General features: G+C 41.2%; 20 protein-coding genes and 1 riboswitch. Of the genes, 13 read left to right on the plus strand and 7 right to left on the minus strand.

Going from position 1 to position 22,204, the window contains the following annotated elements; genetic code table 11:
• Entirely contained in the window at positions 1-537 is a 537-nt protein-coding gene (locus WKR92_RS01070; protein ID WP_375555993.1) for a PH domain-containing protein, read from the plus strand.
• On the plus strand, positions 518-2,035 hold the full coding sequence (locus WKR92_RS01075; RefSeq protein WP_375555994.1) for a PH domain-containing protein: 1,518 nt from the start codon (positions 518-520) through the stop codon (positions 2,033-2,035). Before WKR92_RS01070 ends, WKR92_RS01075 begins: the two co-directional genes overlap by 20 nt.
• A gap of 11 nt (positions 2,036-2,046) precedes the next feature.
• Here the strand turns inward: WKR92_RS01075 and WKR92_RS01080 are convergent, their stop codons facing one another.
• Both WKR92_RS01080 and WKR92_RS01085 read right to left on the minus strand, forming a co-directional pair.
• The gene (locus WKR92_RS01080) at positions 2,047-2,412 is read right to left on the minus strand and encodes a DUF6970 domain-containing protein (protein ID WP_375555995.1); all 366 of its coding nucleotides are present in this window, start codon (positions 2,410-2,412) and stop codon (positions 2,047-2,049) included.
• A 152-nt stretch (positions 2,413-2,564) separates the two neighbouring features.
• Positions 2,565-2,990, minus strand: a complete 426-nt coding sequence (locus WKR92_RS01085; RefSeq protein WP_375555996.1) for a hypothetical protein — start codon at positions 2,988-2,990, stop codon at positions 2,565-2,567.
• Positions 2,991-3,082: 92 nt separating this feature from the next.
• Here WKR92_RS01085 and WKR92_RS01090 point away from each other — a divergent pair, with 92 nt between their 5' ends.
• Entirely contained in the window at positions 3,083-4,876 is a 1,794-nt protein-coding gene (locus WKR92_RS01090) for an alpha-L-fucosidase (protein ID WP_375555997.1), read from the plus strand.
• Position 4,877: 1 nt separating this feature from the next.
• Here the strand turns inward: WKR92_RS01090 and WKR92_RS01095 are convergent, their stop codons facing one another.
• Positions 4,878-5,333 (minus strand): cold-shock protein, encoded by a 456-nt coding sequence (locus WKR92_RS01095; protein WP_375555998.1) that lies wholly within the window; start codon positions 5,331-5,333, stop codon positions 4,878-4,880.
• 177 nt (positions 5,334-5,510) lie between these two features.
• On the opposite strand from WKR92_RS01095, the gene WKR92_RS01100 reads away from it, so the two are divergent.
• The 10 genes from WKR92_RS01100 (at position 5,511) to WKR92_RS01145 (ending at position 18,854) form a co-directional block, all read left to right on the plus strand.
• Positions 5,511-5,951 carry a YkvA family protein gene (locus WKR92_RS01100; RefSeq protein WP_375555999.1) on the plus strand — a complete coding sequence of 147 codons (441 nt, stop codon included), beginning with the start codon at positions 5,511-5,513 and terminating at the stop codon, positions 5,949-5,951.
• Between the two features lie 17 nt (positions 5,952-5,968).
• Positions 5,969-6,994, plus strand: a complete 1,026-nt coding sequence (locus tag WKR92_RS01105) for an SMP-30/gluconolactonase/LRE family protein (protein ID WP_375556000.1) — start codon at positions 5,969-5,971, stop codon at positions 6,992-6,994.
• Between the two features lie 74 nt (positions 6,995-7,068).
• A riboswitch (cobalamin riboswitch) is annotated at positions 7,069-7,258 on the plus strand.
• 173 nt (positions 7,259-7,431) lie between these two features.
• On the plus strand, positions 7,432-9,756 hold the full coding sequence (gene metE, locus WKR92_RS01110; protein ID WP_375556001.1) for a 5-methyltetrahydropteroyltriglutamate--homocysteine S-methyltransferase: 2,325 nt from the start codon (positions 7,432-7,434) through the stop codon (positions 9,754-9,756).
• 144 nt (positions 9,757-9,900) lie between these two features.
• Positions 9,901-10,710, plus strand: coding sequence for a hypothetical protein (locus WKR92_RS01115; RefSeq protein WP_375556002.1), 810 nt, complete (start codon positions 9,901-9,903; stop codon positions 10,708-10,710).
• Positions 10,711-10,790: 80 nt separating this feature from the next.
• A complete protein-coding gene (locus WKR92_RS01120; RefSeq protein ID WP_375556003.1) occupies positions 10,791-11,156 on the plus strand; it encodes a BlaI/MecI/CopY family transcriptional regulator in 366 nt (121 codons plus the stop codon).
• A gap of 166 nt (positions 11,157-11,322) precedes the next feature.
• Positions 11,323-12,615 carry a M56 family metallopeptidase gene (locus WKR92_RS01125; RefSeq protein ID WP_375556004.1) on the plus strand — a complete coding sequence of 431 codons (1,293 nt, stop codon included), beginning with the start codon at positions 11,323-11,325 and terminating at the stop codon, positions 12,613-12,615.
• 77 nt (positions 12,616-12,692) lie between these two features.
• Positions 12,693-13,331: a TetR/AcrR family transcriptional regulator gene (locus WKR92_RS01130; RefSeq protein WP_375556005.1), complete on the plus strand. Its 639-nt coding sequence runs from the start codon at positions 12,693-12,695 to the stop codon at positions 13,329-13,331.
• 30 nt (positions 13,332-13,361) lie between these two features.
• On the plus strand, positions 13,362-14,732 hold the full coding sequence (locus WKR92_RS01135; protein WP_375556006.1) for a TolC family protein: 1,371 nt from the start codon (positions 13,362-13,364) through the stop codon (positions 14,730-14,732).
• 9 nt (positions 14,733-14,741) lie between these two features.
• Positions 14,742-15,800, plus strand: coding sequence for an efflux RND transporter periplasmic adaptor subunit (locus WKR92_RS01140; RefSeq protein ID WP_375556007.1), 1,059 nt, complete (start codon positions 14,742-14,744; stop codon positions 15,798-15,800).
• Between the two features lie 12 nt (positions 15,801-15,812).
• Positions 15,813-18,854 (plus strand): efflux RND transporter permease subunit, encoded by a 3,042-nt coding sequence (locus tag WKR92_RS01145; RefSeq protein ID WP_375556008.1) that lies wholly within the window; start codon positions 15,813-15,815, stop codon positions 18,852-18,854.
• Here the strand turns inward: WKR92_RS01145 and WKR92_RS01150 are convergent.
• Genes WKR92_RS01150 through WKR92_RS01165 form a run of 4 tightly spaced genes read right to left on the minus strand, consistent with a single transcriptional unit; the run spans position 18,851 to position 22,111 of the window.
• Complete coding sequence (locus WKR92_RS01150) at positions 18,851-19,240, minus strand: DUF3037 domain-containing protein (protein ID WP_375556009.1); 390 nt, start codon at positions 19,238-19,240, stop codon at positions 18,851-18,853. The genes WKR92_RS01145 and WKR92_RS01150 overlap by 4 nt on opposite strands.
• Entirely contained in the window at positions 19,230-20,015 is a 786-nt protein-coding gene (locus tag WKR92_RS01155; protein WP_375556010.1) for a HipA family kinase, read from the minus strand. The genes WKR92_RS01150 and WKR92_RS01155 overlap by 11 nt, the downstream gene beginning before the upstream one ends.
• A 23-nt stretch (positions 20,016-20,038) precedes the next feature.
• Positions 20,039-20,626, minus strand: a complete 588-nt coding sequence (locus WKR92_RS01160; protein WP_375556011.1) for a DUF4202 domain-containing protein — start codon at positions 20,624-20,626, stop codon at positions 20,039-20,041.
• Between the two features lie 18 nt (positions 20,627-20,644).
• Positions 20,645-22,111 carry a sialate O-acetylesterase gene (locus WKR92_RS01165; protein ID WP_375556012.1) on the minus strand — a complete coding sequence of 489 codons (1,467 nt, stop codon included), beginning with the start codon at positions 22,109-22,111 and terminating at the stop codon, positions 20,645-20,647.
• Between the last annotated feature and the right edge of the window lie 93 nt (positions 22,112-22,204).

A 22,204-nucleotide genomic window follows, 5' to 3' on the forward strand; every position in this document is an offset into this window, starting at 1 on the left:
ATGGAAAGTAAGTTTGAAAATCCACAAATAGATCTAGCCGACGTTCCTAAACATGAAGATGTGATGTTTGAAGCTATTGCCACAAGGTATTGGAGTATCATCGTCATTCGCTTATTAATACGCTTTTTAATTTTCGGAGCAGCTATTTTCACGTTGGCTTATACCATTGAGTCGCTCAATAAGTTCTTGTGGCTTTTTGGAATTGCTTATTTACTAATTGTAGGATGTAGCCTTTACTGGCACCGAATAGCATTTCCTAAACGCGGATTTGCAATTCGGAAGCATGACATCCTCTACCGACGTGGTGTGCTGTCCACCATCAAGACCATCGTCCCATTCCAACGAGTGCAACATGTGGCTGTAAACGAAAGCTTTCTATCAAGAAAGTACGGTTTGGCACAGCTCCAGATATTCACAGCTGGCGGCTCGTCAAGCGACATTAAGATATCCGGGCTCGAAAAAGAGCAAGCTGAACAGATGAAATCACAGATTATGCTTCATATAACCGACCTTGAACATGATGATTACGGGACCTAATCCTTTTTCATTCGACGAAGCTCAGCGGCAAGCGATTTCGGGCATAATAATTGAATCCGTCTTACTCATTCGGAAGATTGTCAAAGTCTTTTGGGGCGCTGTGTTGGTATTAGCGCTTAAAGCCGACGAAATTGCCTGGCCCTACTTCGTGTTAGTATTCACAGCTGTGCTGCTGATCGTCCTGCTCGGTGGTTATCTGAATTACCGAAACACGAACTTCCGTATCGATAAACTACATCAGGAGTTTATTCTTCAAAAAGGCATCTTAAATAAAAAACAAGTGGTATTGCAGCTTGCAAAAATCCAACAAGTCAATATCAATCAGAACTTTATTCAGAAGCTAATCAATGTCTACGGAGTAGAAATCGAGACTGCAGGCACATCGAAAAGCGAAGTAAACATAGGAGCAGTCTCAAAGCCGGTAGCTATCGCGTTAAAATCGCAATTAACAAGCGACAGCTCAAATCCCGCTCCCGCTATAAATCCGGAAGAAGATCAAAATGTATCATCATACACAGCACAATCGTTCGTTAAAATCGGTCTCCCCAGTCTCGTAAAAATGGGGCTAACCTCTCGTTATATCGAAAGTTTTTTCCTCCTTCTGGCTTTTCTGAGTGCCATCTATAATAATGTCAAGGACATTTGGTGGAACGACGATGAGAGCGAGAGCCAACTTCAGCAGTTGATTGGATCTCTACTAGGCTTTCAGGCGATCATTTTCCTGATCATCACCCTTTTTGTCATCACAGTAATTTATAATTTAATACGTACTCTCCTATCCTTTTATGACCTCACCATTACGAAAAGTGGCTCGTCGCTTAACATCTCCTATGGTTTGTTTAACAGCAAAAGCACCATCATCCATCCTCAGAAAGTACAGAAGATATCTTTCTTGCAAAACTACCTTCAGAAAAAAATGGACCTATATGAACTTTGTATCCAACAACCAAGCAGCGATGTCCACACGGATAAGAAAGCGAAAATACAAATGCCGGGCTGTAATAGTCATGAACTGCAGGGCATTATCAAGTTCGTCCTAAACAAAGATATCGTCAAGGGAAAAATATTAAGGCCTAATATCCGTAAGGTCATGGGTTCTATTGCCTTTCTCGTATTGATACCACTCGCCGTTATTGCCATTATAATGATCAATACTTCGATACCCATGATGGTTTTTTACATTGCTCCCTTTTACCTTTTCTTAGTTGGCGTCATCATTTACTTCAGCTACCGTCATTACCGACTCTATATAAATGACGACTTCATAATCAAACAGAGTGGCATCTGGGATATTAAGACGGAGATCATCGAACCCTATAAAATACAGGCAGTCAGTTTAAAACAAAAAATATGGCACAAAAGAAGCAACATTGCCCATATCACCCTCCATACGGCGGGCGGCGACCTTTCTTTCCGCTTTGCTGACTATACGGAACTTAAGAAATATACAGATGTTCTGACCTATCAAATTGAAACGAGCAGAAAGAACTGGATGTAAGTCTATTCTAACTATTTCCGATCGTCACGCCAAATAAGTGTCTTCGTAAGCTGCGTCGAATCCAATGAGCTGAAGTCGACCGGACATTTTCCATCTCCCCGACCGGTAAAACCACCATCCGGATGACAGAGCAATTCACCACTAGCTGTATACAATTCATTGAACTGATCACAACAGTCTGCTGTTACATAAAAGTATGTTGAATCCTGGTATTCCCATCTCCAGATGGACGCGGGCGGATTATAGACCGCTTTCGCTTCCAATTCAGCTATCTTCTTTTTAAGAAAACCAGTTGAACTGGGCTCTACACCAGTCGTCTTACACGCTTCCGCATTCAACAGGATGCCAAACAAAACAATGAATATATATTTGATCATTTTGAACCTTTGTATTACATCGTACGCAATTCGTTATCTATTAACTCCCAATTCCTCTCGTATAATCGACTGAAAACAGAGAACCGATAGAAAATATTTTGCCAATAACCGTTAGGTCATCTAAACGATGTGTCAACTTAGTAACCTACCTTTTAATCTACGTTACGTTTGAATACGAGCTTGGTTTCCGTTGCACCCTCGTTATTAATCAACGTTAAGGTATTAATCTTACCAACGATGTTTTCTTGGATAACATAGGTAACTCCGTCGAACTCCATTTCCTTAGTTGCTATTACGCGGTAAGAAACAGAAGTTGCAGACGCGTTATCACCAGCCTCGTAGATCCAAGCTTTCCCGTCACTCTTAAACTCAAGACGGCCGCCTTCGGGGATAAGTTCCGTTGGAATCCCGTTCTCGCCATCTCCAGATATCGTTTTTGTTAACGACCGCCAATTCCCCGTACGGAGTACATTATTTACAATGTCTTTTTCGGCGCTGGTAATCGTCTCTTCACTACATGCAGTAAATCCAATCATTACAACAGCAATCAACCCAAATATTTTTAAATAATTTTTCATTTTAATATGTTTAGTTTTTTTAAATTACAAACACTAGAAGACAAGTTTAATGCCATTTTTCAATAATTTGCTTATCCAAATTCTCCATGAACATGAAATCGTTTTATATATTCATCCTCGCAACCTTCCTGTCATTTAGCGTTCAAGCACAAAGGGGCGACCGCGAAAAACTTATTAAAAAAATACAAGACAGACCATATCCACAATGGTTCAAAGATGCAAAGCTTGGCATTTTTGTCCACTGGGGGCTCTATTCCGTTCCTTCGTACGGAAGCAAGGAATCCTATTCGGAATGGTTTTTAAAAGGCCTGATGGATGGAGATAGTACACGTATTAATTTTATGCGTGACACCTACGGGCAGAATTTCACATACAACGATTTTACTAGCTATTTCAAAGCAGAGCTTTTTGATCCGCAGGAATGGGCAAGTTTATTCCATGAAGCTGGGGCGAAATATGTGGTTCTTGTTTCCAAACACCATGACGGCTATACATTATGGCCAAGCAAATTCAACAAAAACTGGAATAGTGTCGACACGGGGCCCAAAAGGGATATCGTAGGTGAATTAAGTGAGGCTGTACGAGATGAGGGTCTAAAAATGGGTCTTTACTATTCTTTAGCAGAATGGAACCATCCGCTCCATCGCTGGTACACGGATCCAAACGACAGCATCGCCCGATACGTCGATGAGTATATGATTCCACAATTCAAGGAATTAGTCAGCACCTACAAGCCGTCAGTTATTTTTGCCGATGGTGAATGGTTCAATACGGCAGGCCAATGGCATGCGGCGGAGTTAATCGACTGGTACTATACTACAGTGGGAAGTGATGCGATCGTCAACAATCGCTGGGGTCATGGTATCGACGTTGGTTTTTTGACACCTGAATATAGCTCGGGGATTGCGGTGACTGATCGGCCTTGGGCAGAGGTCCGCGGAATAGGGCGATCGTTCGGCTTAAATCGGAACGAAGATCTGGCTGCTTATGGAACTTCGAAAGAGTTGATCCAACGTTTCATTATGACCGTAGCCAACGGAGGTGGGATGATCCTGAATGTCGGACCGAAGGCCGACGGACAAATTCCTCTGATCCAACAAGAAAGACTTTTACAATTAGGTGAATGGCTGAACGTTAATGGATCAGCAATATATGGCGCCAAACCTTACACCATAACGCATGAGGAAGAACCCATATCCATCCAACGTATCGATTCAAACATCCACTTTAATTGGGTACGAAATTCTCCTGCACGAGGGATTCGTGAAGATGATTTCTCGGCAGAATGGAATGGTTATATTGTTGCACCCGAAAGCGCTGAATATGTTTTTGAAATAAAAGCAGATGATGGTGCTGCCATTTACATCGACAACGAGCTAGTCATTAATCAGAATTACACTGCCGAGAGTAACGAAGCGGAAGTTATGGGGGCCAACACCAGCGCTTCTACAACTGGAAAGGTTCGTTTGGAAAAGGGACAGGCTTACCCGATTAGAGTTCAGTATAACGAGAAAAAACAAAATGCTGAAATAACGCTATTCTGGACTGGGAAGACATTCGATAAAGAAGTGGTACCCTCAAGCGCATTGTTTACCAACAAAGCGTTGACAGAACCAGGACTTAAGGTTACTTATAAATCCATGCGTACACATATATGCTATACACGAAATCATGGTAAACTCTATGCAATAAGTTTTGATTGGCCTGAAGATGAACTCGTGCTATCAATTCCGAAGCCAGCTCCCTCTGTCAAAGTTAGCCTGCTCGGAGTTGATAGGGATCTGCCCTGGAAATACGAAAATGGTAAATTGTATATAAACACCAGTGAAGTAACTTATGAGGAACTTCCTTCACATGATGCCTGGACGTTCGAGATTTCTATGTAATTTATTTTACCTTTTTGACCTTAACCGCATTCAGGCCTTTTAGACCTTTTTCGACTTCGAAGGTAACTTTATTATTCTCTGTAACTTCTTCTTCTAAACCATTGACATGGAAGAAAATGCTTTCTTGAGTTTCTTGGTCTTTGATAAAACCATAACCTTTTGATTCATTAAAGAACGTTACGGTTCCGTTTCTAATAAGATCGTCTGCGGTTAGCTCAGGCTGCTTCGCAACGCCAATCTCAATATCCTCGCTTTTAATGACTTTTTTCTTTGTTGGATCAGGTGGTGTATCTGTGATATTCCCATTCTCATCCACATACGCAAACATTTCCTCTAGATCCTTACCTTTATCGGAATTTGCTTTGCGTTCTTCCCGCTTTTGCTCTTTGTCTTGTCTTTTTTTTCTTCTTTTCTTTTCTTTTTCTTTTTTGTTGAACGTTTCTTGTGATCTCGCCATATTATCTGTTAAAAGTTTTAAGCACGATTTAGTCAAGGAATTGACCCTGAAGGGATTAAGTGTGCTATTTTTAATCGGTATACAAAGGTACGATAAATTAATGGAAAATCATGAGAAGCACCCGCCTTCAAGTGCCCCCACTCGTTCATTTGGCAGAAATTTTGCAATATTTGTTATATGAAAAAAGTAGAATTAAGCTTAAAAGAGCTTTATCGAAGATTTGGTAAGTCTGAGACTCGTGCTTCCCAACTTGTAAAAGACAAAGAAAAGACCCAGAGAACAATTGAGAAAGCATTAATGAAAGCAAACGCCAACAGGAATGATCTTACGGGTGTTTGGGATCAGCTGCAGAGTCTTTTTTCGCTCGTTCGCGATTATACGAACGGTAGTTATAAAAGTATACCTAAAAAGTCACTGATTGCCATTTTGGCGGGAATCGTATATTTTCTCTCACCGGTTGATATGTTTCCCGATTTTGTGCTTGGTTTTGGTCTGGTCGATGATATGTTTATTATTGGACTCGTGATAAAACAGGTATCAAAAGACCTTGAAAAATACCAACTGTGGAAAGCAGAACAGGAAGTTTCTGTGGAAATCACCAATCAATATTCCCAATAAGATTGTATCTTTAAGATATGAAGAAAACGATCATATTCGGATTTGTCCTAGCCTATTGTTTTATGGTGCCGTACTCGTTGCTCATTCAACACGTCTCCGCACAAAAAAAGGACAGTAAATCAAACTACCCAACTATTGGCTCAATCAAGGTTCTGAAACCAGAACTCAACAAGGTTATAAAAGCCGATGCTAAGATTGAAGTTTTAGCTGAGGGATTTAAATGGACCGAAGGAGCGCTATGGGTTGACAAGGAGGATATGTTACTCTTCTCAGATATCCCAAACAATAAAATACACAAGTGGACCGAAAAAAGCGGCATTGAGGACTATCTGTTTCCGTCAGGTTACACAGGTAAACAAGATCGTCCGGGGGAACCGGGGTCAAATGGTCTGATCGTCAATAAACAGGGTGAATTAATCCTAACTCAACACGGCGATCGTCGAGTAGCAAAGATGGCAGCACCTATAACCAGCCCAAGTGCTGATTTTATTCCGTTGGTTGATGGATATCAGGGCAAAAAGCTAAACAGCCCGAACGATCTTGTTCAACATAGCAATGGAGACATTTACTTTACCGACCCTCCATATGGCTTAAAGGAACAGACGATCGACAAGAGGGAACTTGACTTTTGTGGCGTCTATAAAGTTGACAAAAATGGAAATGTTACGCTACTGGTTGATTCCATTTCGTATCCAAATGGAATCGGCTTAACTCCGGACCATAAACAGCTCATTGTAGGCAATTCGGATGGAGCTGCCCCCTATCTATACCTGTATAACATATTAAACGACGGCTCACTTGAGGCTGCTGGTATTGCATTCGACTTCTCTCCTTATGGCGGCGGACCGGATGGCTTCACGATTGATAAAAAAGGAAACATTTATACGAGCGGACCTGGCGGCTTATGGATTCTAAACAAGAATTTTGAAGCTATTGGTCGAATCCGAATTCCACATCCAGTTTCTAATTGTGATCTTTCTGAAGATGAGAAAACCTTGTACGTGACGGCTAATCACCAACTACTGAGAATTAGGATGCGGTAATGGTATACTGTCTCATTAATGGCCTCAAAAGATCAACATTAATTGTATATTTGCTTCCATAAGTTCTTTTATTTCTTCAATCAAACCGAATAGGTCTTGCTTAGCTGCAAATTAAAAGGGAATCGTGTGTAAATCACGAACTGTCGCGCAACTGTAAGTAACGACCAGTCTTTATCCATTGAAAATCCACTGTCTTGAGAACCAGACGGGAAGGATGATAAAGATGTTACAAGTCAGGAGACCTGCCTATATCGAATTGACGATGCTTTCGCGAATTGAAGCAGAAGTCAGGTATGATACCTCCTATTCGTCCCTCTTGGTTGGATATTTAGCAACAGTGTCTCCCCTTACTCCTCTATTTTAATTTAAAAAAAGCATTACGAAGTTTAGCAAAGAGCTTTTAACTGATCTATTTATCTTTTAAAAAGCAACGAAACATGCTAACAAACAATCTTGGCTATCCGCGTATTGGTAGCCATCGGGAACTCAAAAAAGCCTGCGAGCAATATTGGTCAGGCAAGACGACTCAGCGAGAACTATTGCAGGTTGGGAAACAAATCCGCCTGCATAACTGGCAGCTGCAAAAAAGCGCGGGTATCGATCTCATCCCGTCTAACGACTTTTCCTTTTACGATCAGGTTTTGGATATGTCCTTAACCGTGGGAGCAATTCCTTCAGTCTACAACCAAATTATTTTAGATCGGGAAAATACAGAACTCGACCTTTACTTTGGAATGGCACGTGGCTACCAGCAAAAGGGATTGGACATCACAGCCATGGAAATGACCAAATGGTTCGATACCAACTATCATTACATCGTACCAGAATTCTACAAAAACCAACAATTTACGTTTTTCTCAAGAAAAGTAGTCGATGAATTCTACGAAGCTAAACAGGCTGGAATGCTTACAAAGCCCGTCCTGATTGGACCTATCTCCTACCTTCTCTTAGGAAAGGAAAAAGAAGCAGGTTTTCATCGTATTGAATTGTTAGAAAATCTTCTCCCTGTTTATTTCGAGATTTTAAACGAATTGAAAAACAATGGCGTCGAGTGGGTGCAGTTTGATGAACCATTTCTGGCTTTGGATCTTAGTGATAAAGAAAAAAAGTACTTTAAGTCGGTATACAAACAGATACGGTCAAAATTTCCCGGCATTCAAATCTTAGTGGCCAGCTATTTTGAAGGACTCAGAGATAATATCGACTTAGCATGCTCATTACCAGTTGACGCTCTGCATATCGATTTGGTAAAAGATCCAGCACAACTTAACGATGTGCTTGTTTCCTTACCTGATACGACAAAACTTTCTTTAGGAGTTGTTGATGGACGGAATATCTGGAAAAATGATTATGCAAGCTCATTGGCACAGATTCAACAGGTTGTCGATAAAATCGGCGATGAGCGGGTTCTGGTAGCAGCATCCTGTTCGCTACTACATTCTCCTTGCGATTTAGAGCTTGAAACAAATGACAGCATACTGGTTCCGGAAATCAAACAATGGTTAGCATTCGCCAAACAGAAGGTTTATGAAATCGTCAGCTTAAAGAAGCTGGCAACCGAAACTGCTGATGAAGGTTTAAAAAAAGAATTCATGAATAACCAGCACGCGACGAATAGCAGGAAAACGTCGTCCCTGATCCACGATCGTGCTGTAAAAGAACGTGAGAAAAGAGTTGAAAGTACTGAATTCCAAAGAGCAAGTCGATTTGATATTCGAAAGGAAAAACAAAGAGAGGTATTAAATCTCCCGCTTTTTCCGACTACAACAATAGGCTCCTTTCCTCAAACACGTGATATTAGAGCACAACGGGCACTCTTCAAAAAAGGACATATTAATTTGGAAGAGTATGAGCGGGCTTTGAAACTTGAAACCGAGAAAGCAATCCGCTGGCAAGATGAAATCGACTTGGATGTTTTAGTTCACGGTGAATTTGAACGAAATGATATGGTTGAATATTTCGGTGAACAATTGAACGGTTTCGTTTTCACTAAAAACGGGTGGGTGCAAAGTTATGGTTCTCGTTGTGTTAAACCGCCTATCATATATGGTGATATATCAAGACAAAAACCCATGACCATTGCGTGGACGCAATACGCACAGAATTTAACCAATAAATTAGTTAAAGGGATGCTTACAGGACCAGTTACCATTTTACAATGGTCCTTTGTCCGCGACGATCAGCCCAGATCGGCTACCTGCAACCAGATTGCCTTAGCAATTCGCGATGAAGTTGAAGACCTTGAAGCTGCCGGAATAAAAGTCATCCAAATTGACGAGCCTGCTATTCGGGAAGGTCTTCCGCTTCGAAAAAGCAAATGGCAAGCCTACCTTCATTGGGCTATTAAAGCTTTCCGCATTGCTTCCACCGGGGTGAAAGACGAAACGCAAATTCATACGCATATGTGCTATTCGGAGTTTAACGATATTATTCAACATATCGCGGAAATGGACGCGGATGTGATTACAATTGAGTGTTCGCGTTCTAAAATGGAACTATTGGATGCCTTTATCAGTTTTGCATATCCCCAACAGATCGGGCCAGGTGTTTACGATATTCACTCACCTCGTATACCTCTTAAAGAAGAAATGGTCGGCTTGCTCACGCGAGCTAGCGAAGTTATTCCGTCAGATCAGATATGGGTAAATCCAGATTGCGGTTTAAAAACGCGCAATTGGGAAGAAACGCAAAAGGCGCTTGTTGAGATGGTGGGCGCAGCCAAAAGTATGCGACTCGCAAAGGCTGAACCAATGAGCGTCTAACATGTGAACATCGTGTCTGCTAACAGACACGATGTTTTTATTTTTGTCCGAACTTTGCCGAGCAACTTAACGGGTTTTTAAAAAATTTATATATTTTTGATATGTAAAAGCTAAGCCTTTTCCTGTTTCAAATTAAAATATAAGATGAAAAAATTATTACTATCTACATTCCTCGTATTTGCATTTTTTGTATCAGAAGCACAAATTCTTAATAGAATAAAAAATAAAGTTGAAGAAAAAGTGGCTAATAAGGCCGTAGAAGCTTTGGAAGGAAAGACTGAAAAAGAAGCAAAATCGGCCTCGACTAACGAAGATGCTACCGTAGAGCCGACTGCAGCTGCCGGAAGGGCATTGCCTGTATTTGATTTCAAAGCCGGCGCTAACGTTATCTTTGAAGATAGCTTTGTAAATGACTCCGTGGGACCCATGCCTCATTACTGGAAATCAAGCGGCAGCGGTGCAGTGGTAAATTTTCCGGGGGTGGATGGCAAGTGGTTGCTCTTAAATGAATTCACAACTTATAAATTAGATACATTAATCTCACTGCCTGAAAACTTCACGATTGAGTTTGACATTCTTACTCGTTCCGATCAAGCGAAAGACTTGCATGCTTTTGTCTTTGGATTGGCGAAGGATAATAGCGTTGCTGGTTATGAGGATAACATCTCCACAAAGACGACGATTCATTATTGGAATGAAGAAATTATTAATTACAGTACAGATACAAAAGTCTACAATACAATCGACTTCGATTTAAAAAGTCATGGGAATCGGGTCATGCATGTTTCTATCAATGTGCAGGGAAAACTAATGCAAGTCTATCTAGACAAAGTAAAAGTATTAGATACTGAAATGTTGAGCCCGTCCGCTGCTAGGTATTTTTACTTCAATCCATCAACAAGAATTGATAATGATGCGCAATTGGCAGTTGGCAACTTCCGGATAGCTCAATAGCTTTCTTCAAATCTCAAATTTATTTTCATAATACTGAGTTTTTCGTATATTTACGATAGTATCGTAAACAACATTGTACAATGGAAAAACTTACACAACAGGAAGAAGATGCCATGCTTCTGCTCTGGAGGCAGAATGGTGGCTTTGTCAAAGATATTTTAGAGCTATATCCGGAACCGAAGATCCCCTACACTACTTTAGCATCCACCTTTAAGAATCTAGAGAAGAAAAAATACGTCAGAGCGAAAAAGCTTGGGAATTCTTGGTTTTATCGCCCAATAATTCGGGAGAATGAATACAAAAAGGTCTTTATGGGCAATTTTGTAAGCGACTATTTTCGTGACTCTTATAAGGAGCTTGTAAGTTTTTTCGCCAAAGAGGAAAAAATATCGCCAGAAGAGCTTAAAGAGATCATAGAAATGATTCAACAGGGTAAATCAAAATAATATGACCGAGCTTTTTACATATCTTCTAAAGGTAAATATTGCGCTATCGCTATTTTATCTGATTTACTACTTTTGGCTCAGAAAACTGACCTTTTATACCATAAACCGTTACTTTTTAATTTTTGCTCTAACATTTTCTACGCTCTATCCCCTCATTCATATTCATGTGAATCAATCGAGTGCAGAGAAACCAACACCCGTTGCTTCGAATGTAATGCCGGTTTGGGAATATGAATACTCTGCTAATCAGCAGATGACAATTAACGAGCATATCGACACGTTATTCTATCTGACCTTGCTTGTCTTCACACTCAGATTTTGCATCAGTTTATTTGGTATTTTGAAAATCCATTTGTCGTCGACCGCTTCTATCTGGAACGCGTATCACTATCGTAAGTCAAAGGAGGACATCCTACCCTTTTCATTCTGGAAAAATGTGTATTTAAATCCCAAAAAACATAGTGATAACGAGCTTGAAGGAATCTTTAGGCACGAATACGTTCACGTTCGTCAATTGCATAGTTTGGATATATTATTAGCGGAGTTGATTTTGATTTTCTGCTGGTATAACCCATTTTCCTGGCTTTTTAGACGCGTTATCCGAGAGAACATTGAATTTATTACCGACAGTAATGTGTTGGCTAGTGGAATTAATAAAAAAGCATACCAGTATAGCCTACTTACGGTGTTAACAGCAAACAGGCAATCCACGATCGCAAATTATTTCAACATGAAAGACCTAAAAAAAAGAATTAGTATGATGAACAGAAAACAAACTGCGAACATGCATCTGTTTAAGTATGTGTTACTGATACCGCTTGTTATTGGATGTTTACCGATATTTACAATATCCGTAGCAAAACAACACACATTGACTCCAGAGTCACTCAGCCTTACCACGGTTATGGGTACGGACGACAAGCCGACTGAAAACGAAATTCCGAAAGGCAAGCCTTTTGTTCTCATTGATACGATTTCAAACATTGATACAGTTAAAGATAAAGAGGAGAATACACTAGCCAATAATCTGCAGATCCGATTTGTCAAAGCTGATTCTTTGACACCTCTTTACGTGATTGACAGCGAGCTAGTCGAGAAAACAGAACTTGCCCAGATTGACCCTAACGATATTGAATCAATCAGTGTCCTCAAGAGCAAAGGCGCAGTGGCAATGTATGGTGAACAAGCACAAGATGGAGTCATCTTGATAACCACTAAAAATAGTGCTTCGACGATAAAGGCAGATACTGTAAGAATCAATGAAAGTAAGCTCAATTCTCCTCTAATTTACATAGACGGTGACAAGAAAACGAGAAAGGACCTTGATGTATTAGATCCGGAGGACATCGATTCAGTAGAGGTGTATAAAGACAAGGCTGCTACGGATAAGTACGGCGATGACGGAAAGAATGGCGTGATTAATATCACCACAAAGCAAACGCAAAGTGATAAAAACTAACAATCCTTTTATTTTTTTTAAATATTATTTTTAAATATTAACAGTGTTAAGTAATTTTGAAAAAAATTATTTGACACATGGGGATTAAGGAAAGAAAAGAACGTCATAAAGAAGACCTCAAGCAAAAAATACTGGATGCTGCCAAAAGCTTGTTTATGAAGCACGGATATGAAGCCACGTCTATCCGGAAAATCGCAGCGGAAATTGAGTTCAGTCCCACAACCATTTACCTATATTACAAAGATAAAAACGATGTCCTCTACGCACTTCATAGAGAAGGCTTCAAGATGCTATCGGCTCGTTTTTCAGCCCTAACTACGGTGGACGATCCTTTCGAACGCTTGAAAGCTATGGGTCGAACCTACATTAAATTTGCATTAGAACATCGTGATTTCTACGAACTTATGTTTGTAATGAAGGAACCTTTACAATTTTTGAACAACCAGTGTGTGTCGGTCGACTGGGAAGAAGGCAAACAATCGTTCGAGTACCTGATGGACACCATTACCGACTGTCAAAAATACGGCTATTTTGCAGATCAAAATCCGGAACTATTCTCCATGTTCGTATGGTCGACAGTACACGGATTTTGCACGCTTTCACTTCACGGGCATTTTGATCATATAGTCGAAAACAATCATATTGAATATGAAAGCAACGATCTTTTGACCTTATCAATCAATAACTTTTTTGGCCTAATGGATAAATTAAAATAATTTTTTGCCATATTAATAACAGTGTTAATTATGAGAACACCATTAATAAAATACATTGTAAGCCTGATTTTATTTTCTTGTTTTATGCTTAACAACCACCTGTCTGCACAAGACAGGTTGAAGGCTTATGTCGACGAAGGCTTAGAGAATAACATCGTACTCAATCAAAAAAATATTTCTTGGGAAAAGGCGATGATTGGTTTGCAGTCGGCGAAAAGTTTGTACCTGCCTACAGTAGCCTTTCAGACAACCTATAGCACAGCAGATGGAGGGAGAAACATTCCCCTACCATTGGGTGATCTGCTGAATGGAGTATATGCAACATTAAATCAACTCACGGAAACACAAGCTTTTCCCCAGCTGGAAAACGAGGAGATTAATTTCTTCCCGAAAAATTATTATGATGCTAAGATCAGAACAACCGTTCCGATCATTAATTCGGATATACATTATGCTGTAAAAGTCAATGAACAGCAGATAGTATTAAAAGAGTATGAATTGGAAATATACCGGAGAGAGCTGACAAAGAACATCAAGACGGCTTATTACAATTACTTGTCAACACTGAATGCAGTTGATATTTTTAAATCTTCACAGCTCTTAGCAGAAGAAGGTAAGCGTGTCAATCAGAAGTTGTATGATGCCGGAAAAGGTTTACCTGTATACGTCATGCGTTCTGAAAGCGAAATTGCACAGGTACGGGCAGAGCTATCACAAGCCAAGCAACAAGCCGAAAACGCTCGCCTTTACTTCAATTCACTACTCAATCGTGACGCCGACTTGCCGATAGATACAAGCTTTAACACAGAAAAAAAACTGCTTGAAGCCCAACAACTTCTATCAATCGAAGTAGAAACCGGACAAAGGGAAGAACTAAAAAGCTTAAAGCAGGTCATGTCGATCAACGAATCGCTGTTAGAAAAAGATGAACGATATTTCCTGCCTAAACTCAGTGGCTTCTTGGACTTGGGATCACAAGCAGAGGGCCTGAAGTTCAATGATCAAAGTCGCTACTACATGGTGGGTCTCCAACTGGATGTCCCCATTTTTTCCGGACTGCGAAACAAATACAAAATAAAAGAAGCTAAACTAGAACTCCAAAACAGTCAGCTGCAAATGGATGACGCCAAGAGGCAGTTAGAACTTAGTGCTAATGTGGCCCAAAACAAACTTCAATCCGCTTTTGAAACCTATGAGGCTTCCCAAGAGCAATTAAAAGCTGCTAGTGCTTATCAACGATTGATCGATCGTGGTTTCAAAGCGGGTGTCAACTCATTTATCGAGAGTATAGACGCTCGAAATCAACTAACAAGTGCACAACTAGCAGTACAAATCAATCTATATAAAGTCCTATCCGCCGCCGCCGAACTGGAACGGGAACTTAACAGCCGAAAATATTAACCCATAGCCATGAAAAGTATTAGTCAAATCATCACAGCAATTTTAATTTCATCTTTCACGCTGGCTTCTTGCCAACGGTCAGAGCAGCAGAATAATCTCAATCAGGATGAGCTTATTCCGGTTCAATTAATGTCGCTTCAGGAAGATGAAAGCAGTACCCAGATCATCGCCTCAGGTGTTTTTACTACCGAAGACGAAACGATATTGTCTTTTAAGAATGGAGGGATTATTCAGAGTATTACGGTAAAGGAAGGCGACCGTGTCAAGAAGGGTCAGGTTTTGGCAAGTTTAAACATGGGTGAGATTGATGCTTCCGTGCAGCAGGCATCCCTTGCGCTAGAGAAAGCCGAACGAGATTATCAGCGTATCCGTCAATTGTATACGGATTCTGTGGCCACCAAGGAACAGCTAGAAAACATGAAAACAGCCCGAGACGTTGCCGTGCAACAGAACCGAGTTGCTCAGTTCAACAAGAATTATTCTCAAATCCGAGCGACCGATAACGGCTATGTTCTTAGAAAGTTCGTTAATGCAGGACAGACCGTCGGACCGGGCACACCGGTTATCCAACTGAATGGTGCCGGCAGTTCAGCATGGAAATTAAAAGTTGGGGTTAGCGATGAACAATGGGCAGTCTTAGCGGTCGGTGATAAGGCTGTCATTGAATCCGACCTCAGTAGCGAAGGCCTGAGAGCTTCGGTAGTCCGGAAATCAGAAGGCGTTGATCCTACATCTGGAACCTTCACCGTGGTATTAGAAGTTGACGACGGACACGCCGACCAAATAGCTAGCGGAGCCTTTGCTCGTGCGGTGATTACACCGAGTGCCAATATACAAGGATGGAATGTGCCCTACTCTGCTGTATTGGATGGTAATAAAGGTGAAGGCTATGTCTTTGTGAGCAATGATAAAGAGACGGTAAAACGCGTGCAGGTGAAAATTGGCTCCATCAATAAAGATCAAATCACCATCGTAGGCGGACTCGAATCGTATGAATATCTAGTTATCTCCGGTAGTGCGTATTTGAAAGATGGATCTGCGATACAGGAACAAACGACAGAACAATAAAATTCCCTAGTTATGAGTACTGCAAAATTCGCTATCAAAAACAGTCAGTTCACACTGATTATGGTAATTATGGTATTGGTACTAGGGGTTAGTACCGTATTGACAATGCCGCGATCAGAGGATCCCGAGATGAAAACAACGGTGTTCCCGGTTGTTGTTATCTATCCCGGAACCAGTCCTCAAGATATGGAGGAGCTTATTGTAAACCCCATAGAGAGCAAGCTCTATGACCTGAGTGATATTAAGCAAATCAAAACATCCATCGTTGACGGAGTTGCAGTTCTTTTCGTCGAATATACATTTGAATCGGATGTGGACGATAAATATCAAGAGCTTGTACGTGAGGTTTCAGCCCTGAGACCATCCTTGCCGGAGAATATTTACTCGATCGACATCAACCGTATCGACCCGTCAAATGTAAACGTCATCCAATTGGCATTAATTTCTGAGAATGCCCCGAGAGCTTTGTTAAAAAAACAAGCAGACGATTTAAAAGAGAACCTAGAAGCCATCAAAGCATTAAAAGATGTAGAGATCAGCGGACTTTCTGATCAAATCATCCGTGTCGACGTACAAACGGATGAGCTTTCCAGAATGAATATCCCCCTTACACAGGTGATGGACCTCATTCAAAGCGGCTCACAAAACATCCCCGGTGGAAATATTCTTGCTGGAGGGAAAACCTTTAGCATCAAAACAACTGGCAACTATCAAGCGATTGACGAAATCGAAAACACCATTGTTAGCAGTAGCGAAGGGAAAAATATCCTGTTAAAGGACATTGCAGACGTCTACCCCAGTTTCGCGCCCGAGACGCACATCACTAGACTCAACGGTTACCGCAGTCTGTTCATCAATGCCGCGATGAAAAAAGGGGGAAATATTACCGACGTACAAGAAGAATATCTTTCGGTGATTGATAAATTCAAAGAAAACCTACCGGCTAATATGGACTTGGTGACGAGTTTTGATCAAGCTAACAATGTTAACAAGCGGCTAAGCGGACTGGGCATCGATTTCCTAATAGCGGTCACCTTGGTGCTATTCACACTCTTACCTTTAGGTCTTCGTGCATCAGGAATTGTCATGATTGCCATACCTCTATCGCTGTCGATCGGAATCGTCTTCTTACACCTTTTTGGATACAGCCTGAACCAGCTGAGTATTGTAGGCTTTGTTGTTGCCTTAGGTCTTTTAGTCGACGATAGCATTGTGGTGGTCGAAAATATAGAACGATGGATGCGGGAAGGATATTCAAAACTGGAAGCGGCAATTAAAGGAACCGAACAAATAACCCTCGCTGTCATTGGTTGCACGGCTACACTTGTAATTGCTTTTATGCCATTGATGTTTATGCCGGAAGCTGCTGGGTCATTTATTCGGAGCTTACCCGTGGCGGTGATTTTATCCGTTTTAGCTTCTATGGTTATCGCTTTAACCGTTGTCCCATTTTTGGCTACCAAAATGCTAAAGCCACACGAGCACCCTGAAGGTAACAAGGTATTACGTGTATTCCAAAAGATTATTCATAGCACATATGCTGTAGTGCTGGACAAAGCCTTGAAAAAACCCTGGAAAGCTGTAGCGATAGCGGGTGTTATTTTTATAGGCTCTCTTTTACTTATTCCTATTATAGGCTTTAGTTTGTTTCCAGCCTCGGAGAAACCCCAGTTTTTAATTAATATTACGACACCCGATCAGTCGAATATTTATTATACGGACTCGATAACACGGAAGATTGAAGCAGAGCTAGATGAGATCTCCGAAATAAAATATTATTCCTCGAATGTCGGAAAAGGGAATCCTCAGATCTATTATAATGTAGTACAAGCAAACGAGAAAAGCGATTTCGCTGAAATCTTCGTGCAACTAGAAGCCGATATAAAAGCTAAAGATAAAGTTGCGTTAATTAATCGTTTAAGAGAAAAATGGTCTCCATATCCTGGAGCGAAAGTGGAGGTAAAAGATTTCGAGCAAGGAGTGCCGGTAATTTCGCCCGTTGAAGTCAAACTCTTAGGAAACGATCTAGACACCCTGCAAAACGTAGCTGCTAAGGTTGAGCAGCTCCTAGCTTCTACAGAGGGAGCCATCTATATAAATAATCCTGTACAAAACAAAAAAACAGATATTCGCGTTCATGTCGATAAAGCCAAGGCCTTAGCTTTGGGTGTGCCGACCGCCTATATTGACCAAACGATCCGGATGGCTTTGGCGGGAATTGATATTGCAACATACACCGATCCCACTGACACGCACAATGAATATAAGATCCGGTTAAGCGTTCCGCGTGATCCCTATCCAGACATGGGTGTATTCGATAATCTATACGTCAACAACGTCCGTGGAGGCGCCGTTCCGTTAAAGCAACTCGCAAGTCTAGAGCTTGAATCTTCTTCTTCACAAATCAACCACCTTGATAAGATCAGAACCGTGTCAGTTAACTCCTTTGTCGCAAACGGTTTCAGTAACGATGAAGTCATCCAGCAAGTCATCGACAAAATGGAAGAGATGCCTTTGCCTGAAGGCTACCGCTATATAATGGGAGGGGAAGTCGAGAGTCGACAACAATCTTTTGGTGGTTTTGGAACCGTGATTATTGTGACTGTGTTTCTCTTTATTGCTGTCCTCGTACTCGAATTCAAAACCTTGAAAAGCACGCTCATCGTCCTATCGGTTATACCTTTGGGAGTTGTCGGTGCCGTTCTCGCTTTGCTTATCACCGGAAACACGCTGTCTTTCGTCGCAACAATCGGCATGGTCGCCCTCGCAGGTATCGAAGTCAAGAACACCATTCTACTCGTGGATTTTACGAATCAATTACGACGAGAAGGCACGGAACTTAATGAGGCTATTGAGAAAGCAGGGGAACTCAGGTTCCTGCCAATCATACTGACGACCCTTACAGCTATTGGAGGTCTGCTACCAATCGCCTGGTCCAGCAACCCGCTAATTTCTCCGCTGGCGATTGTCATGATTGGTGGCCTGATCAGCTCAACCCTCCTATCTCGTATTATTACTCCAGTGATATATAAACTTATACCACCCAAGATTTAGATGGGCAGTACCAATTGCTTGTGAAGCCTCAGTAGTGTTTCACCCGGTTTTTCACAGAAACCAATATGTACTTTGGAACATTGGAGTATCGTACTGCGAGTTGCCGTCAACCATCTAAAGCGGTCCGCTATAGGTAAAGTCCCGATTGCGCCACCTTCAGGACCGCCAATACATATCTTCTCGAAAGATCGAAGATGGTTTTCGATATCTTGAATGTCAAACGAAGAAGAAAAAGCACCTAATCGCTTTTCATCTAATGTAAAAGCTGCTTCTAGAAAACGATGATCTTTGCAGTATAAAATGACGCCGATATTAAGAAACTCTTCTCGTTCAACAAGAGGAACAAAGCGAATGACTGCATATTCGTATGGATGTCTATCTTGCATTAATAGCCTCGTTTACAAAATTTTCCGAATTTGATATCCTTGTGTTTAGATACTGTACATAAACCCTTCGATGTTCTTCTACTGATTCAAAAGGACTATCCAGTAGCAACCAACTTTCGGGAATTAAGTCGACAATGGAATGGATAAAATCTTCGGTTAGAACCGACCGAAACTCTTCGTCCACTTTCTTTAAATCGCTTGCGAACGGCAGCAATACATGATCTTTTATTTTCGCAAAAGGTTTGGCAGCTTGCTCTTCCCAATTGTGCCAGGAATGATGAAAATACAGAGCAGCACCATGATCTATTAACCATAGTTCTCTTTTCCATAACAACATATTAGTATTTCGGGGCGTACGATCCACGTTGGTAATCAACGCATCTAACCAAACGATCTGCGATGCCAAAAGCGAATCTACTTTTTCTGCTAAAGGATCAAAAGTAATAGCGCCACTTAGGTAGTGAAGCGCTAAATTTAACCCTTCACTCGCACGTAGAAGATCTTGAATCTCTTCATCTGGCTCACTTCTGCCAAAAGTCTTGTCCAGATTGGCAAATACAAGTTCAGGTATTTTAAATCCTAGAGCACGTGCTAATTCCCCGCCAATCAGCTCTGCAATTAGAGCCTTCGCACCTTGTCCGGCTCCGCGAAATTTCAACACGTACAAAAAATCGTCGTCTGCTTCCACAAGAGCAGGCATGGATCCTCCTTCACGTAAGGGTGTGACGTAGCGTGTGACATTTACAGTGCGAAGTTTAATAAGTTTTTTATCCATAATCTAATGCAACATATAGAAACCTAAGCAATTAATGCAAGTGCATCTTGTACATATTTCAAACCCTGAGCGGAATATTCTAATTTGAGAGCTTCAGCCCTGCCCTTTTCATCCATTTTAAGAAGGGATTTCCTTAAAATATTCACCATCTTTTCCGCACTGTATTTTGGAAAGAAACTTTCGAATTGATAGTTCAAAAAAACTAGACAAAGAGCATTTTCTAGTGTTTGAACATCGGAATTTAATTTGATCTTTTTCTTTAAAATCAGTTTCCGAACCTCCTCTATCAGTGCAATAGTGTAACCAACTTCTTTTAAAATCGCAGATGCCTTATTCGCATGAAAATCAGCTAATGCTTTCCGCCAGGCTAAATAAGCATTTCTGCCTTCGGGATATCGATCTCTTGGAATTTCCCAGCGACCGATATGCTGGCAGCGTGAAGCGAGCAACAAGGCTTCACTGGCTTGTGGATCAAGAGAGATGACACTCTCGTGTAACTTCTGTGCTAGAAAATATTCCTGCGGATACGTCCTTCCTTCCCAAGTATATGTGTTTGGGTCTTGCTCATTATACGCATCAAATCTTTCAAATGCGATAGCCAATTTGTTCATCGTCGCAAATTAATAAAATTAGTACGAATAAAGCTTTTTTTGCTTGCCTGCCGTGACCCCTTTCCAGTGATCCGTTCTGAAAGGTGATGCAGGGAACCCTGCGCTATTGAACAAGTTGATATCTATATTATCATCATACCAACCGTATCGTACGGCTAGGGGTTCACTTACATCGCTATTAGATACTTCAATATAATTGCCAACTATCTTTGCATCGGCTGGTTTAAACACCTGATCTTCGCCGGCAATTTCAAACCCTACCAGTTCATTACCTCCGTTGACTTGAAGTCCGTTTTCCACATGATCAAAATAGATTCGAATCTTATCGTCGTCAATCTTCATCTTCTTATATAAAGGACCACTATAAGGATTTTTCATTTTATAAGTGTCATGAAGAGCAATTGCAGCTAACCGATTGCCAACATCCAGTTTGTTTCGGGGATGTATATCGTCACTATCCCCGATATCTGTCGTTACCGCCATTCCCGTATTCGGAAGAGATAGTGTCATGCTTTGCGCTTCTCTCAGCTCGGCCCAAGTACTACCTGAAGCACTCGTTCCTCCGCCAGCTTTAAAAGACGCCAATTGAACGAAATAAAAAGGAAAATCTCCCTGATCCCAACGGTTTCGCCAATCGTTGATCATCAGTGGAAAAGATTCACGATATTCATAAGCAGTACCCGCATTACTTTCTCCCTGATACCAGATAGCTCCCTGAATTGTATACGGAATCAGCGGCTCAATCATGGAGTTATACAGAAGAGTCGGTGCTGAATTGGGATTATTTTGTGAAATTAAAGAATCCGGTAGTGAACGTGGCACCGCTGTAATTCGGTCCCTAAAGGTCTCCGATCCTTCAAACGCTTCTCTGCTTATCCATGTTTCTACCATCGTACCACCCCATGACGAATTGATGAGTCCGATAGGTACCCCCAGTTCTTCGTTTAGTTTTTTTGCGAAATAGTACCCAACAGCGGTAAAAGAAGGTGAGTTTTCTGGCGTAGAAAGTTTCCATTCTGCCTCACTCATCAGGTCATCTTGCGGACGATCAGAAATTTCACGTTGAATTTTAATGTGACGGATCTGGTTATTGCCCGACGCTTTGATTGCCTCTTCTGCCCCATTGGTATTTTTCAAGGCCCATTCCATATTCGACTGTCCCGAGCAAACCCATACTTCTCCTATCAAGACATCGTTCAATACCAGTTCGTTGTTGCCCATTACCGTCAGCGTATAAGGCCCGCCTGCCTTTTCTTCTTTTAACTCTAACTCCCATTCCCCATTGGCGTTGGCTGTTGTTTTAACTTCCCGTTCATTCAGACGGACGGCAACTGCTTCACCCGGCGATGCCCAGCCCCATACTTTAATCGGTTTGTTTCTTTGCAAGACCATATGGTGACCGAATAACTTAGGTAAGCGGACATCTGCAAGTACAACTCCCAAGCTTAAAAGCAGAAGCAGGGTGAGAAGAGCATATTTTTTCATATCGATATTAAATTTAGGTTCTGAAATTAAATTTACAATTATTCTATCGTTCTCCAACAGCAGACAGCAGATAATCCGACTATTTTATATTGA

It is taken from the genome of Albibacterium profundi (assembly GCF_042159835.1).
Classification (GTDB): Bacteria; Bacteroidota; Bacteroidia; order Sphingobacteriales; family Sphingobacteriaceae; genus Albibacterium; species Albibacterium profundi.